The 15,709-nt window shown below is 68.3% G+C and carries 15 protein-coding genes; 9 read left to right on the forward strand and 6 right to left on the reverse strand.

Annotation, left to right across the window (positions count from 1 at the left end; translation table 11 throughout):
• Positions 1–271 precede the first annotated feature (271 nt).
• Positions 272–1,414 carry a porin gene (locus BX604_RS19085; RefSeq protein ID WP_096498768.1) on the forward strand — a complete coding sequence of 381 codons (1,143 nt, stop codon included), beginning with the start codon at positions 272–274 and terminating at the stop codon, positions 1,412–1,414.
• A gap of 226 nt (positions 1,415–1,640) precedes the next feature.
• Positions 1,641–1,928 (forward strand): DUF4148 domain-containing protein, encoded by a 288-nt coding sequence (locus BX604_RS19090; protein WP_098552169.1) that lies wholly within the window; start codon positions 1,641–1,643, stop codon positions 1,926–1,928.
• A gap of 117 nt (positions 1,929–2,045) precedes the next feature.
• Here the strand turns inward: BX604_RS19090 and BX604_RS19095 are convergent, their stop codons facing one another.
• Complete coding sequence (locus tag BX604_RS19095; protein ID WP_098552170.1) at positions 2,046–2,993, reverse strand: LysR family transcriptional regulator; 948 nt, start codon at positions 2,991–2,993, stop codon at positions 2,046–2,048.
• Positions 2,994–3,182: 189 nt separating this feature from the next.
• Here BX604_RS19095 and BX604_RS19100 point away from each other — a divergent pair, with 189 nt between their 5' ends.
• Both BX604_RS19100 and BX604_RS19105 read left to right on the forward strand, forming a co-directional pair.
• A complete protein-coding gene (locus BX604_RS19100; RefSeq protein ID WP_098552171.1) occupies positions 3,183–5,366 on the forward strand; it encodes an FUSC family protein in 2,184 nt (727 codons plus the stop codon).
• Positions 5,367–5,511: 145 nt separating this feature from the next.
• The gene (locus BX604_RS19105; RefSeq protein WP_098552172.1) at positions 5,512–5,724 is read left to right on the forward strand and encodes a hypothetical protein; all 213 of its coding nucleotides are present in this window, start codon (positions 5,512–5,514) and stop codon (positions 5,722–5,724) included.
• Positions 5,725–5,853: 129 nt separating this feature from the next.
• Here BX604_RS19105 and BX604_RS19110 read toward each other — a convergent pair whose 3' ends face one another.
• Positions 5,854–6,963 (reverse strand): P1 family peptidase, encoded by a 1,110-nt coding sequence (locus BX604_RS19110; RefSeq protein WP_098552173.1) that lies wholly within the window; start codon positions 6,961–6,963, stop codon positions 5,854–5,856.
• Between the two features lie 64 nt (positions 6,964–7,027).
• On the reverse strand, positions 7,028–8,434 hold the full coding sequence (locus BX604_RS19115; protein ID WP_098552174.1) for an APC family permease: 1,407 nt from the start codon (positions 8,432–8,434) through the stop codon (positions 7,028–7,030).
• Between the two features lie 131 nt (positions 8,435–8,565).
• On the opposite strand from BX604_RS19115, the gene BX604_RS19120 reads away from it, so the two are divergent.
• On the forward strand, positions 8,566–9,366 hold the full coding sequence (locus tag BX604_RS19120; RefSeq protein WP_098552175.1) for a helix-turn-helix transcriptional regulator: 801 nt from the start codon (positions 8,566–8,568) through the stop codon (positions 9,364–9,366).
• Between the two features lie 138 nt (positions 9,367–9,504).
• On the forward strand, positions 9,505–9,888 hold the full coding sequence (locus tag BX604_RS19125) for a hypothetical protein (RefSeq protein WP_098552176.1): 384 nt from the start codon (positions 9,505–9,507) through the stop codon (positions 9,886–9,888).
• A 71-nt stretch (positions 9,889–9,959) separates the two neighbouring features.
• Here the strand turns inward: BX604_RS19125 and BX604_RS19130 are convergent, their stop codons facing one another.
• Together BX604_RS19130 and BX604_RS19135 are read right to left on the reverse strand one after the other, a co-directional pair.
• Complete coding sequence (locus BX604_RS19130; RefSeq protein WP_098552177.1) at positions 9,960–10,265, reverse strand: panthothenate synthetase; 306 nt, start codon at positions 10,263–10,265, stop codon at positions 9,960–9,962.
• 188 nt (positions 10,266–10,453) lie between these two features.
• Entirely contained in the window at positions 10,454–11,893 is a 1,440-nt protein-coding gene (locus tag BX604_RS19135; RefSeq protein ID WP_098552178.1) for a cytochrome P450, read from the reverse strand.
• 87 nt (positions 11,894–11,980) lie between these two features.
• Here BX604_RS19135 and BX604_RS19140 point away from each other — a divergent pair, with 87 nt between their 5' ends.
• Positions 11,981–12,919 (forward strand): AraC family transcriptional regulator, encoded by a 939-nt coding sequence (locus tag BX604_RS19140; protein WP_098552179.1) that lies wholly within the window; start codon positions 11,981–11,983, stop codon positions 12,917–12,919.
• Positions 12,920–12,940: 21 nt separating this feature from the next.
• Here the strand turns inward: BX604_RS19140 and BX604_RS19145 are convergent, their stop codons facing one another.
• Positions 12,941–13,318 carry a nuclear transport factor 2 family protein gene (locus tag BX604_RS19145; protein WP_098552180.1) on the reverse strand — a complete coding sequence of 126 codons (378 nt, stop codon included), beginning with the start codon at positions 13,316–13,318 and terminating at the stop codon, positions 12,941–12,943.
• 358 nt (positions 13,319–13,676) lie between these two features.
• Here BX604_RS19145 and BX604_RS19150 point away from each other — a divergent pair, with 358 nt between their 5' ends.
• Both BX604_RS19150 and BX604_RS19155 read left to right on the forward strand, forming a co-directional pair.
• Positions 13,677–14,561 carry a LysR family transcriptional regulator gene (locus tag BX604_RS19150; RefSeq protein WP_098552181.1) on the forward strand — a complete coding sequence of 295 codons (885 nt, stop codon included), beginning with the start codon at positions 13,677–13,679 and terminating at the stop codon, positions 14,559–14,561.
• A gap of 164 nt (positions 14,562–14,725) precedes the next feature.
• The gene (locus tag BX604_RS19155) at positions 14,726–15,658 is read left to right on the forward strand and encodes an AEC family transporter (RefSeq protein ID WP_098552960.1); all 933 of its coding nucleotides are present in this window, start codon (positions 14,726–14,728) and stop codon (positions 15,656–15,658) included.
• Positions 15,659–15,709: the final 51 nt, after the last annotated feature.

Genomic DNA, 15,709 nt, shown 5'->3' on the forward strand with positions numbered 1-15,709 from the left:
CCACGCACGCGCGGCGGCGATCAACTCCCATCCCAGGCAACGCGCGTGTTGTCGATGCGCGACACGGGGTGCGCGGCCATCGCGCGCCACATGCCGCATTTCGGGCGAAAACCCATGCCCCGCTGAGCGCGAGCCGGTTTGTGAACGCCGTGTGACGCACTCTTGCGCGACTCGCAATGGTGCACTCGGGCCCTCATCGCCGGAATCAGGCGAACGCGCCCCTACACTTGCGCCGAACTTGATCGACAGACCCACACGCAGGAGTCCTTACATGAAAAAAACCACCGCTACCGTCGCATGCACCGTCGTGCTGTTCGCCCCGCTCGCCCATGCGCAGAGCTCGGTCACGCTGTACGGCCTGATCGACGCCGGCATCGCGTACACCAACAACGTCGGCGGCGCGGCCCAGTGGCGCATGGCCACCGGCACGATCAACGGCAGCCGCTTCGGCCTGCGCGGCACCGAGGATCTCGGCGGCGGCGTGAAGGCGCTGTTCGTGCTGGAGAACGGCTTCAACGCGAACAACGGCGCGCTCGGCCAGGACGGCAAGCTGTTCGGCCGCCACGCATACGTCGGCCTGAGCGGCAACGGCTACGGCACGCTGACGCTCGGCCGCCAGTACGACACGATGGTCGACTTCGTCGCGCCGCTGTCCGCCACGTCCGGCGACTTCGGCGACACGGGCTTCGCGCATCCGTTCGACAACGACAACCTGAACCATTCGGTGCGCATCAACAACGCGGTCAAGTACACGAGCGACACGATCGCCGGCTTCAAGGTCGGCGCGCTGTACGGCTTCTCGAATTCGACGAACTTCGCCGGCAACCGTGCGTACAGCGTCGCGGCGAGCTACACGAACGGCCCGTTGAAGCTGGCCGGCGCTTATCTGCAGATGAACGGCACGAAGGGCTCGACGAGCGCGAGCGCCGGCGCGACCGACGTGGCCGAAGCGAAAAGCGTGAGCCAGGGTGGCTGGTCGGTCGGCGCGGATCGCATGCGTGCGTACGGCGGCGGCATCGGCTACGTGTTCGGCCCGGCGACGGTCGGCTTCGTCTATACGCGCTCGCAGTACGACAACTCGGGTTCGTTCGGCTCGACCGGCCAGGTCGCGTTCAACAACTTCGACGTAAACGTGCGCTATGCGGTCACGCCGGCCGTCAGCCTCGGCGCGGCATACGTGTACACGGACGCCACCGTATCGAACCCGGACAGCAAGCACGGCACCGATCCGAAGTGGCACCAGGTCGACCTGCAGGCCGTGTACAAGCTGTCGCGCCGCACCGACGTGTACGCGGAGGCGATGTATCAGCACGCATCGGGCCGCGGCTACCAGGCGTTCATCAACACGTCGGGTGGCGCATCGAGCACCGCGAACCAGATCGTCGGCACGATCGGCATGCGCACGCGGTTCTGATCGGCATCGGCATCGGCATCGGCAAGCGTTGCCCGCCGGCAGCGAACCGGCCGCACCCGGCGGGTTCGTTCGACGCGGGCGGCGCTCGCCAATGTTGTGCCATCTGGAAAGATGCCTGCCTGGAATCGGGGTTTTTGTGATGGCGCGCGCTGCCTAGACTGACGTCAGCGGTTCGGATCGAACCTCGATCGCCGAACCGGCCACACCCCGTCTACAGGAGAACATCGTGAAATCGCTCGTCGTTACCGCCGCCGCTGCCGTGCTGCTTGCTGCACCGGTCCTGTCGTTCGCCCAGTCGGCCCCATCGCACGTCACGCGCGCGCAGGTGCTGCAGGAACTGGTCGATCTTGAGTCGGTCGGCTACAACCCGGCGCGCGGTGAAGTGGGCAACTATCCGGAAGACATCCTCGCCGCCCAGGCTCGCCTGAATGCGAAGCGCGACGCCGCGCAAGCCGCATACGGCCCGGCAGGTGCGCCGGCAACGGAATCCGGCGCGGCGAAGCCCACGCTGTAACGACGTGACGACACGCGCCGCCCGCATCGAAGGTCTGCTGCGGGCGGCGCGCGTATTGAAGAACCGGGATGAAACGATCGGGCCGGACGAAGCGTTCAGCGTCCGGCCGGTTCGCGCTCAGGCGGCCTGCGCTTCGCGGCCGATCGCGTTGAGCATGTCGACGTCGCGCGCAATCATGCCCGGCACCTGCGCACGCAGCATCTCGACCCACGTGCGCACCTTCGCGTCGACGAAACGGCGCGACGGATACAGCGCATACACGTTCATCTTCTGCAGGATGTGCCCCGGCAGCACGCGCACGAGCGTGCCGTCGTGCAGCGCGTCGATCGCCGAATACAGCGGCAGCATGCCGATCCCGATGCCGTCGCGGATCGCGAGCGCGAGCGATTCGGCGGTGTTGGTCTGCACCGGCCCGGTGACGTGGATCTGCTCGACGCCGTCGGCCCCTTCGAGCACCCATTCGTGGGTCGGAAAGGCCGGCGTGCAGAGCGTCAGGCACGCATGCGCGCCGAGATCCTGCGGGCGTACCGGCGCGCCGTGCCGCTTCACGTACTCGGGCGACGCACACAGGATGCTGAAGGTCGAGCCGAGCAGGTGCGACACGAGTTCCGAATCGGGCAGCGACGACGCGGTCACGACCGCCATGTCGCTCGTGCCGTCGAACAGGTCGGGCATGCGCTGCGACAGCGACAGCTCGATCGACACGTCCGGAAACTGCGTGTGATACCGCGTGAGCGCGGGCATCACGTAGTGATGGCCGACGCTCGCGAAGCTGTGCATGCGCAGCACGCCGGCCGGCCGTTCGTGCGCACAGCTCGCTTCTTCTTCCGCGCGATCGACGTCGGCGAGGATCTGGCGGCAGCGCCGCAGATAGCTTTCGCCGGCCGACGTCAGCGCGAGACGGCGCGTCGAGCGATTCATCAGGCGGGTGCGCAGGCGCGCCTCGAGCTCCGAAACCGCGCGCGACATCGCGCCCGTCGTCGAATTCAGCGATTGCGCGGCCGCGGTGAAACTGCCCGTCTCGACGACGCGCGTAAACACCCGCATGTTTTGTAAGGTATCCATTCCTGTGAGCACCGGTAGCGGAACCGCTATTTTCCTCCAGCGGGTGCGACAGATTGTTACGTGGTCTGCAACTATCGTTTCCCCGTAGCTGCGTTAATGCGCGCGCGCCGCGCTCCTACAATCGGCGCCTCAACAGTCGAACGGACCCGTCCGGACGCGCCGCGGCACCGCACGCGCCCTTTTTCTTTCATGAAGCCACAACCTGCGATCGAGCGACCTTCCATCGAACCGGCACGATGGAGGAAATGGCTGGATCCGCTCGGCGACGCGGCGCGCGACTGGGCCACGAGCGACGGCCTTATCTGGCTGCACCTCGCGAAAACCGTGCTCGCCGCGCTGCTGGCGATGGGCATTGCGATGCGGCTCGAGATGTCGCAGCCGCGTACGGCAATGACGACCGTGTTCGTGCTGATGCAGCCGCTGTCGGGGATGGTGTTCGCGAAGAGCTTCTACCGCGTGCTCGGCACGGCCGCCGGCCTCGTCGCCGCGCTCGCGCTCGGCGGGCTGTTCGCGCAGCAGCCGGAGCTGTACATGGCCGGCATCACGCTGTGGATCGGCGCCTGCATCGCGCTCGCGGTGCGCAACCGCCACTTCCGCTGGTACGGGTTCGTGCTCGCCGGCTACACGGCCGCGCTGATCGGCCTGCCCTCGGTGATGACGCCTCAGACGCTGTTCCAGTCGGCGCTCACGCGCGCCGGGGAAGTCGCGCTCGGCATCGCCTGTTCCGGCGCGGTCAGCGCGCTGATCCTGCCGCTCAGTTCCGCGAAGACGCTGATGCGCACGCTGACCGCCCGTCACGTGAAATTCCCGGCGTTCGCGGCCGGCGCGCTGTCGGGCGAACTTGCACGCGGCGACTTCGAACGGCGCTTTGCCGATTTCGTCGACGAGATCGTCGGTTTCGAGGCCAATCGTGCCTTCGCGTCGTTCGAGGATCCGCATATTCGTGCGCGCAGCCGCCGGCTCGCGCGGCTGAACAGCGAATTCATGAACGCGTGCACGCGGCTGCATGCGCTGCACCAACTCATCAAACGCCTGCGCGCGAACCGGTCGGACGCCGTGCTCGACGCGCTCGCCCCGCATCTCGACGCGCTCGCGCACCGGATCACCGCGTTGCGCGACGAGCGCCAGCGCGGCATCGCATCGACGACCGGCGCGCTGCTCGAACTGCGCCGCTTTCACGACGCGCTGCCGAAGGCCGCGCGCGCGACGCGCCGCGAGATCGAAGCGCACGCGGCCGGCGGCGTGCTCGACTTCGATACCGCGATCGAGCTGATGTACCGCTTCATCGGCGAATACCTCGGCTATGCCGACACCTATGCGTCGCTCGACCAGGACAATCACGCGCTCGAACGCTCGGTCACGCACTACGCGGTGAAGACCAATGCGTTCTTCGTCGGCTTCGCGTTCCTGCGCACGCTCGTCGCCGTCGGCGCGATGAGCGCGTTCTGGCTCGCGTCCGAATGGCCGAGCGGCTCGCTCGCCGTGATTGCCACCGCCATCGCGTGCGCGCTGAGCTCGACGTCGCCGCGCGCGCCGAAGTTCGTCGCGCAGATGGGCGTCGGCGCGGCGTTCGCGACCGCCGTCGGTTACGTGTTCCTCTGCTACGTGTATCCGAACATCGACGGCTTTCCGCTACTGTGCGCGGTGCTCGCACCGGTGCTCGGTCTCAGCGCGTTTCTCGCGATGCGCCCGGGCCTGTCCGGCTACGGGATCGGCTTCGCGGTGTTCTTCTGCCTGCTCGCGGGCCCCGACAATGCCGTCGCGTACACGCCCGAGGTGCTGATCAACAACGGCTTGGCGATCGTCGTCGCGATGTTCGCGTGCTCGATCGTGTTCGCCGTCGTGTTTCCGACCCGCATGCCGTGGCTCACGGGCCGCATCGCGCACGACCTGCGCCGCCAGGTCACGCTCGCATGCGAAGGCGTGCGGGACGGCCTCGCGCCGCGCTTCCAGTCGAGCACGCACGACCTGATGGCGCAGCTTCGCACGCTGCTCGTGCAACGCACGCGCCAGCATCGCGACGCGCTGCGCTGGATGCTGGCGACGCTCGAAGTCGGTCACGCGGTGATCGACCTGCGCGACGAGCTGCATGCATTCTGCGACGCGAAACCGCCGCAGACGCTGCACTGGACCGCGTCGATCGACGCGGTGCTGCACGCGCTGCCGCGCTTCTTCGACGATCCGACGCCGAGCCACCACGCCCGCACGCTGAAATCGGTGAACCTGGCGATCCGCGCGGCGCAGCACACGCTGCATGCGTGGTATGCCGTGCCCGAAGCGCGTCATCGCATGCAGCGCATCGTCGGCTGCCTGCACTTCATCCGCAGCGCGCTGCTGGACAAGGACGCACCGTTCAACCATCACCGTCATTGAACGTCGACGGCGATCGGTGCGCACAACGTCATCCTTGTTCCGTTTGGAAATAAGCTCTGCACCCGCGGCGATTAATCTTCAAGCAGTGCGAGCCTATAGTTTCCTCACTGCCAGCGAGACTGGCAATCACCCAGGAGAAACCCAAATGAAGCCGCTGCACCTCGCCCTCGTTGCCCTTTCGCTCACCGCTGCTGTCGCACACGCACAGCCTGCGCCGGCCGAGCTCGCGCAACAGCAGGCGAACCGCGCCGAAGCCATCCAGGCTGCCGGCCGCGTCGATCGTGCGCAATCGAAGCAGGAAGACCCGAACGCATGCGTCGGCCCGGTCAGCTTCTGCAACATCTACTTCGGCAGCTGAGCATGACGCGTCGTCACGGCCAGGCCCGCCGCTCGCGCAGCGCATGCGCGAACGCACGGCGAGCCGGCCGATCGTCGCTCCCGCAACAAGACCGCACGCCACGCCGCTGTTGAAGCGGCGCATGCCGTTTCAGGCGCCGCGCCCCGGCCGCCACCCCACTTCGCGCAACGCATCCAGCAAGCGCGCCTGCCCCAGCCCTTCGACCCGCGCCCCGCGCGACGCGACGTCGCCGCCCGCCACCAGCGCATTCACGATCGCCTCTTCCACCGCTTCCGCCGCCGCGACGAACAGCGCGGAGATGTGGTCGTTGTTCACCATCCGCACGTCGGTCGTCGGCGCGCCCTTGCTGCCGTAGTTCGCGGCCGGCAGCCCGTCGTTGCCCGTTGCGAACGCAAGGAAGATGTCGCCGCTCGAATCCTCGGTGCCGCCGCCCACGCGCGCCAGCCCGACGCTCGCGCGCTGCGCGAGGCGCGTGCACTGATGCGGCAGCAGCGGCGCGTCGGTCGCGATCGTGACGACGATCGAACCCATCCCGGCTTCGCCCCGCGCATCGGCCGCACGAAACGGCGAATGCACGTGGCGCAGCACTTCGCCGACCGGATAGCCGGCCACGCGCAGCATCTCGCGCACGCCGTAGTTCGCCTGCACGAGCGCGCCGACGGTCCAGCCGCCCGCATCGGCCGCGGTCACGCGCGACGCGGTGCCGATGCCGCCCTTGAACTCGTGGCAGATCATGCCGGTGCCGCCGCCCACGCCGCCTTCGGCGACCGGCCCCGACTGCGCGTCGGCCAGCGCACGCTGCACGTGCGCGGCGCTCACGTGCTGCCCCCAGATGTCGTTGAGCAAGCCGTCGTAGGTTTCCATCACGACCGGCATGCACCAGTACACGCGGCCGGCCGCCGCTTTGCGCTCGTTCGCGACCAGCGCATCGCGTACCGCGCCGACGCTGTGGGTGTTCGTATAGGCGATCGGCGTCGTCAGCAGGCCGGCCTCGCGGATCCATTCGAGCCCCGTCGCATCGCCGTTGCCGTTCAACACGTGGACGCCCGCGAAGCACGGTGAATCGTGCGCGGCGAGCGCGCGCGGTTCGATCACGGTGACGCCGGTGCGGATCGACGCGTCGCCGTTCTCGACTTGCAGCGTGCAATGTCCGACCCGCACGCCCGGTACGTCCGTGATCGCGTTGAAGCGGCCCGGCGTGCCGAGTCCGATGCGGATGCCGAGATCCCTCGTGCGCATGATGCAGTTCCTCCAGTCTTTCAATGGTTCGATGTTTCGGTATGACAAGGTTTCGACGCGATGTTCAGAGCGAGCGGAACGCATCGCTGTGGCGCGCCCAGACGCCGTACATCACGAGCGCGGCGACCAGTAGCCCGCCGATGATGAGCAGGTCGGTCGACTTGGTTGCCGTCGCCAGCGTCGTGTAGAGCGTGTATGCGGCGCCCGCCACCGCGACGAGCGGCGTCACGGGCCACAGCGGCATCCGGTAATGATGCTCGACGTCGCGGCGCACGTACCGGCTCGCCAGCGCGGCCAGCCCGACGACGAGGTAGATCAGCAGCAGCAGGTCGACCGTGAATGCGGTCAGCTCGTCGAGGCTCGACACGAACACCAGCCCCGCCGACGGCACCGCCAGTGCGAGCGTCGCGAGCCACGGCGATTCGAGGCGCGGATGGATCGTCGAGAATGCGCGGTTGCAGGCGCGCGACCAGAGCTCATGGCGGCCGCTGCTGTAGAGCAGGCGCCCCATCGTGATCACGATCGCGATGATCGCGTTGAACACCGACAGGAAGATCCCGCCGCTGACGATGCGCGACACCACCGGATTGCTCAGCGAACGCACGACGTAGCCGATCGGGTCGGCGCTCTTCGTCAGCTCCGTGAGCGACGGCGCGCCGAGCACGATGGCCGTGAGCGGCACCAGTTCGACGACGAGGATCACCAGCAACGAATAGATCACCGCCTTCGCGACGTTGCGGTTGCCGCCGCGCAGGTCTTCCGCGAGATACGCGGCGGAGCCGAAGCCGTTGTAGCAGAAGATCGCCGTGCCGATCGCCGGCACGATCGCCGCGAGCGTGGCGGGCACCAGCGCAGTGCCGCTCACGACGACCGGCGCGACCAGCACGTCCGCGCCGCGATGCGGGGAGCCGAAGCCGAGCCCCGCGATCAGCATCAGCACGCCGATCTCGACGACGAGGAACGCGCCGGTGATCCACGCGTTCGTCTTGATGTTCAGCATCCCGAGCACGTAGCTGAGCAGCACGATCGTCAACGCGACCGACTGGTTGCTGAAGTGCGTGCCGAGCGCGTTGTTCAGGTACGGCGCGGCGCCGCTCGCGAGCACGGCCGGAATGAACACGCTGACGGACAGCACCGTGATGAAGGTCAGGTAGCCGGGCAGCGTGCCGAACACGCGCTTGGCCATCACGTACTCGCCGCCCGCGCTGCGGTGCGCGGCGCTCAACTCCGCATAGCAGAGCGCGAACGCCAGCGCGAGCACGCCGCCGAGCACGAACGACAGCACCGCGCCGCTGCCCGCCTGCTGGATCGCGAACGGCGCGATCACGAAGATCGAGCTGGCCGGCGTCACGCCCGACACGGTGATCATCACTGCGTCGCGCACGCTGAGCGTCTGCGACAACGCGCGCGGCGCGTCTTCCGTTGCAGGCGTCGCTTGCAGCGTGCCCGTCGATTCCGACATCATCGCCATTTCGTTCTCCTGTGCGCCTATGCTGCTTTTTTTTGAACGCCCATACTCGGGCCCGATGGATTGCGTGGCAGTCTAGGAAGCCAAATTCAGGACCGCTATTCCCCCTTCGTGTTACGCCCTCCGGTGGTGGTATGGATCGACTCTTCTCCGAAATCGCGATGCACCAGGCGCTTGGCCGCACCATCGATCATCTCGGCCAGCCGCGCTTCTGGCGTTTCCTGGTGCTGCTGCTCAACGAAATGGTGCCGTTCGACAATGCGCTCGCGACCGCGATCGGCCGCGACGGCGTGCCGCTCGTGCTCGACGAATACGACACGGGCGGCACCGACAGCGCGTCGCCGGTGCCGCTTTACCTCAATGGGTTATATCTGCTCGACCCGTTCCTGCAGGCCGCGCACGACGGGCTCGCCGACGGCTGCTACCGGCTCGAGGAAGTCGCGCCCGACCTGTTCCGGCAGAGCGAATATTTCCTCAGCTATTTCCGCGATGCGGTCGGCGACGACGAGATCCAGATCCTGCTGCGACCGAACCCCGACACGCTGCTGTCGCTGTCGCTCGGTGCGGCTGCACGCTTCGACGTCGAGCCGCTCGGCAAGCTGACGGCCGCGATGCCGTGGGTGCTCGCGGTGATCCGGCAACACTGGCGGCTGGTGGGTGATGCCGCACGCGCCATGCCCGACACCGACCTCGGCGCGCGCGTCGAGCAGGCGCTCGCGCGTTTCGGCGCGGGTGTGCTGACCGATCGCGAGATGTCGATCGCACGCATGGTGCTGCGCGGCAATTCGTCGAAGGCGATCGCGGAGCGGCTCGCGATTTCACCGGAGACGGTGAAGGTGCATCGCCGGCACCTTTACGCGAAGCTCGGGATCTCGTCGCAACCGGAGTTGTTCTCGCGGTTCATCCAGGCGCTGGGGGAAGATGCGGCCGTATGAGTGCATCGCCCAGGACGGATGGCAACGGGCGCGGCATCGGGCACGATCCGTGAATCGCCGCGAGCCGTGGTCATCCGGTGAAGCGGTCACGCAGGTTCCGTCGACAACAACATTGCCCCGAAACAGGAAACCCGATTCATGTCGCTCATTCCGCTCATCGGACTTGGCTGGTTGCTTCTGTGCGCCATCAGCGCCGCGTCGATCGTGCTCGTGCCGCCCGTGGTGCTGATCGCGTGGCTGACAGGAAACGATGTCTGGTCGATCCTGACCCGGGGCCGGCTGCAGTTCGCGTTCCTGGCGTACCTCGGCTCGGCGCCGGTGCCTGCCGTCTTCACGTTCCTGCTGGAAGCCGGCGCCGCGGCCGGGAGTGCCGGAGGCTCGGCATCCGACAGCCTGAACGCGTGGAACGCGCGGTGCCTTTTCGTTTTCCTCAGTGCGGCGGCACTGAGCGGCCTGCTATTGCTGTTGCGACCGAAAGACAGGCAAGCGGCCCACGTCGAGCCGTCACAGCCTGCGCGATAGTCGGCACGCGAACGCCACGCCATGCGTCCCGCCCGGTTGTCGGGCGGGGCATGGTCATGCGCAGTTTCCTGCTACTTCCACTTCGCGCCGAGTTGCGCAAGCCCGGCGTTCCGGAGATCGTCCGGCAGCATCACCACACGGAATTCGCAGTCCGCATTCAACATCAGGAACCACGGCTCCGCGAGCGCGGGGATCTGCGACGGGTCATCCAGATTGACGATCGCGACCGCGCCGCGCGCGCCGTGCTGCTCCGTGAAATACACGGCCTCCGGCTTGACCGCTTCGAGTATTCGCGAGATCACGTCGCCGACGCTGCCGTCACGCACCAGCGTGTTGAACGGCTCGTGAGGGATTCGTATGTTGAGAAGCATGCGCATGATCGTCCTCCTTGGGCTCCGCCCGGCCTGGGCCCTTCAAGCATAGGTGCTGCGCGATGCCGCGCCAGGGGCGCCGCAAGCCGTTGCCGGCATGCGCTCACATTCCGACGATTCGATGACGCCGAATCGCGCGAACGGCAGTCGCTCGCGCGAGGCAGGCCGGGTCGAATCGACCGCTCTTGCCCCTGTCATGCGGAGACCGTAACGGCCGTCAGCCCCGTCGGCGCGATCGTCAGATGCAACGGCTGCGCCGGCCGCAGCGTCACGTTCAGCACCGGTCGCGGCGGCGGCGTACCCGGCGGCATCGCCAGCACGTGCCGCTGCAGGATCATCGCGGCCACCACCGTCATTTCCGTCATCGCCAGATGCTGGCCGAGGCACACGCGCGGCCCCGTCCCGAACGGCATGTACGCGCCGCGCGGGATCGCCGGCGCATCGTCGGCGAAGCGCTCGGGGCGGAATGCGTGCGGCTCCGGAAACCAGCGCGCATCGTGATGCATCAGCTGAATCGGCAGCATGAACAGCGTGCGCGCGGGAAACTGCCACGCGCCCAGCGCGACCGGCCGCACGGCGCGACGGCTGATCAGGATCGGCGCGGCCGGATACAGGCGCATCGTTTCCTCGAGCGTCTGCGTCAGGTAGCGCAACGCCGGGCGCGTGTCGGCGCTCGGCGCGCGATCGCCGAGCACGCGCACGACCTCGTCGCGCGCGGTGGCCTGCGCGGCCGGATTCGCGGCCATGTTCCAGGCCCACCAGGTCAACGTGGCCGCGGCCGTCTCGTGGCCGGCCAGGAAGGCGGTCATGCACTCGTCGTGCACGGCCTGCAGCGGCCAGACGTGTGCATCGGCACGGTGCAGGTGCAACAGGCGCGACAGCAGATCGTCGGGCCAGTCCTGCGCCGGCAGATCGAGACGGGCCCGCAACTGCCGGTCGATCAACCCGTTCAGCACCGCCAACGCCCTCGCCTTGCCGCGCTTCCACGGCATCCAGTCCGGCGCGCTGGCCGGCTGGTAGAACTCCGCGTTCGCCGCCGCGCCCACCGTGCGCACGGCGTCCTCGGCAACCCGCGCCTCCGCGCCGATCGCGTCCGAAAACATCGTGCGCATGATCACGTCCATCGCCAGCGACGTCAGCGCGCTTTCGATTGGCCAGTGCGCGTCGTGCGCGGGCCACCGCGCGAGCGCCTGACCGGCGGTCGCGGCGATCGCCGGCACGAAGGCCTGCACCGGTTTCGGCATGAAATTCGGCTGCAACGCATGCCGCTTGTCGCGCCATGCATCGCCTTCGGCGACCAGCACGCTGTGTCCGTGCACCTGGGAAAACACGCGGATGCCGCGCTCCCAGCGCACGAGTGCATCGTGATGCGTGACGAGCAGTTCACGCACGAGTTCGGGATCGGTCACGACCACCGCCTGTTCGGGCCGCATGCGCAGGTGCACGACGTCGCCATGCGCACGCTGCCAGCCCGCGAGCGCACCGGTCAGGTCGCGCGACATCGCACGTAACAGCCGCCACCCCGTCAGGCCGGCGCGCGGCCCCGGCGGCCACACGCCGGGCGGATGACGGGCGGGCAACGCGCCGGCGGCGTCCGCGGCGAATGGGCATCGGGGAGAGGATCGTGTGTTCATGCGCCGGATTGTCCGGATCGACACACGCGCGGTCTTGAACGCAAACGACATCGACACGGGCGGTGCCGGTGCCTATACTCCGGCGTCATGCTCTCCGGTCCGTCTTCGACATTGCCGCCGTGTCCCGATCCGCTTGCACGTGCGGCGCGCGTGTCGTGCGACGGCCGGTCGCCGCATACGCGGCTGTATCCGCCGTCAGCCGCGCTGCAAGGCGCGGTCGTTGCGATCATCAGCCGCGACACGCGCGGCTTCACGTTGACCGACGCGCAGCGACTCACGCATTTCCCCGCGTCGCCGATCGTCTGCCTGTCGTGGTATCGCGGTTTCGATGCAGGGCTCGTCGCGCGCGCCGACGACGGCCCCGTGTGGCGCCCGTTCGGTGCATCGGCGACGCTGTCGGGCAGCCAGTCGATGCCGATCGCGAGCTGGGCGCCGACGAACGGACAAGGCGGCATCGTCTGTCTGCATGCCGATGCGGCGCGTGCGCTGTTCGGCATCGCGCTGCCGACGCTTCACGACACCTTCGTCGATGCGCGCGCGTGCCTCGACGATAGCTGGCGGCCACTGCTCGACGCGTTGGGCGAAGCCGAACACGACGACGATGCACTGGCCGCGCTCGACCACCACCTTGCTCCCCGCTGGCACGCGCTGCGCGGCAGCATGTCGCCGCTGTCGTCGCTGCGCGATGCGGGGCGCAGCTGGGTCGTGCGTCTCGCCTCCAAAGCGCGCGAATGGCGACACACCCACAGCCCGCGTCAGGTCGAACGGCGCATCAAGTCGTACAGCGGACGCTCGCTGCGCGACTGGCAAACGCTGGTGCGCACCGAAGGCGTGTTCTTCGCCGCCCGGGAAAAACAGGACGCCGGGCAGCCGGTCGACTGGGCCACGCTCGCGCTGGACGAGGGGTTCGCCGACCAGGCGCACCTGAGCCGTGCGACACGGCGCATCACGGGCTTCTCGCCGACCGAGTTCGTACGGCGCTTCGCCGAAGACGAATCGTTCTGGATGTACCGGCTCTGGGTGTGACGGACAACTGCCCGCCCCGCCTCAACTACCCGATTCGATGAACCCGCCGGCGGGCGCCGGGTGCGGCACGTACCAGCCGAAATACACCTCGGCCCCGACGATCCGGCCGTCGCGCACGCACAACCGCTCCGCGTTGCGGAACCGCCTGCCGGCGGTCGTGACGGCTTCGTACACGACGAACACGTATTCGCCGTGCACGGCGACGTCGACGAACTCGAAACCGGCGAGCATCGCGCTGTTCGGCCAGCAGCGCGCGAGATACGCGTCGCGGTCGAGCCGGTTGTCGAGCGGGCTCGTGAAATGGAAGTCCGGCGCGATCAGCGCTTCGATCGCGTCGCGGTCCTTGTCGACATACGCGCGATAGCTGGCGCGCGCAACTTCACCGGGGTCGTCAGGCATCGTCGCTACCTCCGCGAAGGGTCGGGGTACACGCCGCGGCACGCGCCGCGACGCATCGGTCAAACGAATCCGGGCGGCACGAACGACCGCGGCCGGTCCCGCGTTCGCAGATATGCGCGCACGCGTGGCGCGCGGCCATTCACGAAAACCCGCACGCGTCGCCCTGCAATCGCCACCACCGTCGGCCCATGCCGCGGTTGCCCGTTTCCATACGCACGGGCATGATGTCCGCCAGCCTGCCGGCCCGCATTCATCCGCTGCCGCGGTCATGGATCGCCCGATCTGCATGGCCCCATACGCCGCATCGGTCAACGAGCAATCCGCATGCCGGCCTTTCGCCGCCCACCTCATCGAGCCCATGTCACTACGCGCATTCAGAACCCTGGTCGCGATCGCCCGATACCGGACCTTCGCGCGCGCCGGCGAAGCGATCGGCCTCACGCAGTCGGCCGTGAGCCTGCAGATCAAGACGCTCGAAAGCGAATACAACGTCCAGCTGTTCGACCGCTCGCGCCGCCAGCCGGTGCTGACCGAAGCCGGCAACATCCTCGTCGCACAGGCCGAGCAGGTGCTCGCGATGGTCGACCGGATTCCCGATGCGCTCAGCGACGAGAAGAAGCTCGTCGGCCGCCTGCGGATCGGTGCGATCCAGACCGCGCTGTCGGGCCCGCTGCCCGATGCGCTGCTCTCGCTACGCGACGCGCATCCGTCGTTGCGCGTGCATGTATCGGCCGGCATGTCGGTCGAACTGGCGAACCGCGTCGCGGCCGGCGAACTCGATGCGGCCATCACGACGCGCCCGGTGCGCCCGCACCCGGCACAGCTGACGTGGACGACGCTCTACGAAGACCGCTTCTGGCTGCTCGCGCCGCCGGAATACGCGGAGCGCGACGCGGGCTCGCTGCTCGAAGCGCTGCCGTTCATCCGCTTCGACGCGCAGGCCTGGGCGGGCCGGATGATCGCCGCCGAACTGCGCCGCATCGGCGTCCGGGTACGCGAAGAGATGGTGCTCGACAGCGCGGAGACGATCGCGCGCATGGTGGCGCGAGGGCTCGGCGTGGCGGTCGTCGCGCTGCCCGACTCGACGCTCGCGCGCCTGCCGCCCGTCACGCGCTTGCCGTTCGGCGAACCTCAGATGGGCCGCGCTGTCGTGTTGCTCGAACACCAGTCGCGTCCGGCCGAGCGTTTCGCGCGTGCGCTGGCCGCCGAAGTCGCCGCGTCATCAATGAGAATTTCTCATTGAACACCCGATAATTAACAATTATTCCTGTTGCAAGCGCGTGTTAACTTGGCGCCATCGTCATTCTTTCGATCGCGTGCCGCCATGTTGTCCGCCGGATGGATTCCCGCTTCGTTCCGCCGCCCCGCCTGCAAGCCGTTCCGACCGGCCCGCCTGAAGGCGCGCCGATGATCGGCCCGATCCTGCTCGCGCTCGCGCCGGTCGCGCTGCTGGTCGCGTTCGGCCACGGGCTGAGGCGCACCGGCTTCATCGGCGACGCGTTCTGGCCGCACGCCGAGCGGCTGTGCTACTACGTGCTGCTGCCTGCGCTGTTCGCGGACGGTCTCGCGAACGCGAAGCTGCAATCGCTGCCCGTTTTACCGCTCGCGGCGGCGCTGGTCGGTTCGACCGTGCTCGTCGCGGCGCTTCTTCTGCTGGTGCGCCGCTTCGTGCAGGTCGACGGCGCCGGGTTCACGTCGGTGTTCCAGGGCGCGGTGCGCTTCAACAACTATGTCGGCACGGCGCTCGCCGCCGGACTGTTCGGCGCGCACGGCATCGCGCTCGCGGCGGTGTGCGTCGCGGCGATCGTCCCGACCGTGAACCTGATGTGCGTGCTGGTGTTCGCGCGCTACGGCGAAACGCGGCTCGGCGCGCTGGCGCTCGCACGCCAGATCCTGTCGAATCCGCTCGTCGTCGGCTGTGCGCTCGGGATCGCGATGCAGGTGAGCGGCATCGCGTTTCCGGCCGCCGTCGAGCCGGCCGTGCGCGCACTCGGCGCCGCCTCGATGCCGCTCGGCCTGCTGTGCGTGGGCGCGGCGCTGAAGTTCGACGCGGCGCGTGGCTGGATGCAGCCGATGTGCGTCGCGTCGGCGTTCAAGTTCATGGCGATGCCGCTCGTCACGCTCGCGGCCGGCCGCCTGTTCGGGCTCGGCGACGCAGCGCTGACCATCGCGCTGCTGTTCCAGGCGCTGCCCACGTCGTCCTCGTCGTACATCATGGCGCGCCAGCTCGGCGGCGATGCGCCGCTGATGGCCGGCATCACCGCGTTCCAGACGATCGCCGCCGCGCTCGCGATGCCGGCGGTGCTGACAGCGCTCGCGGCTGCGCCGGTGTTTCGCTGACGGCGCGGCAGCGGCAGCACGCCCTCTCAACAGCAATCGTCACCGCCACCG

The sequence above is a fragment of the Burkholderia sp. JKS000303 genome (genome assembly GCF_002563755.1).
Taxonomy (GTDB): Bacteria; Pseudomonadota; Gammaproteobacteria; order Burkholderiales; family Burkholderiaceae; genus Burkholderia; species Burkholderia anthina_B.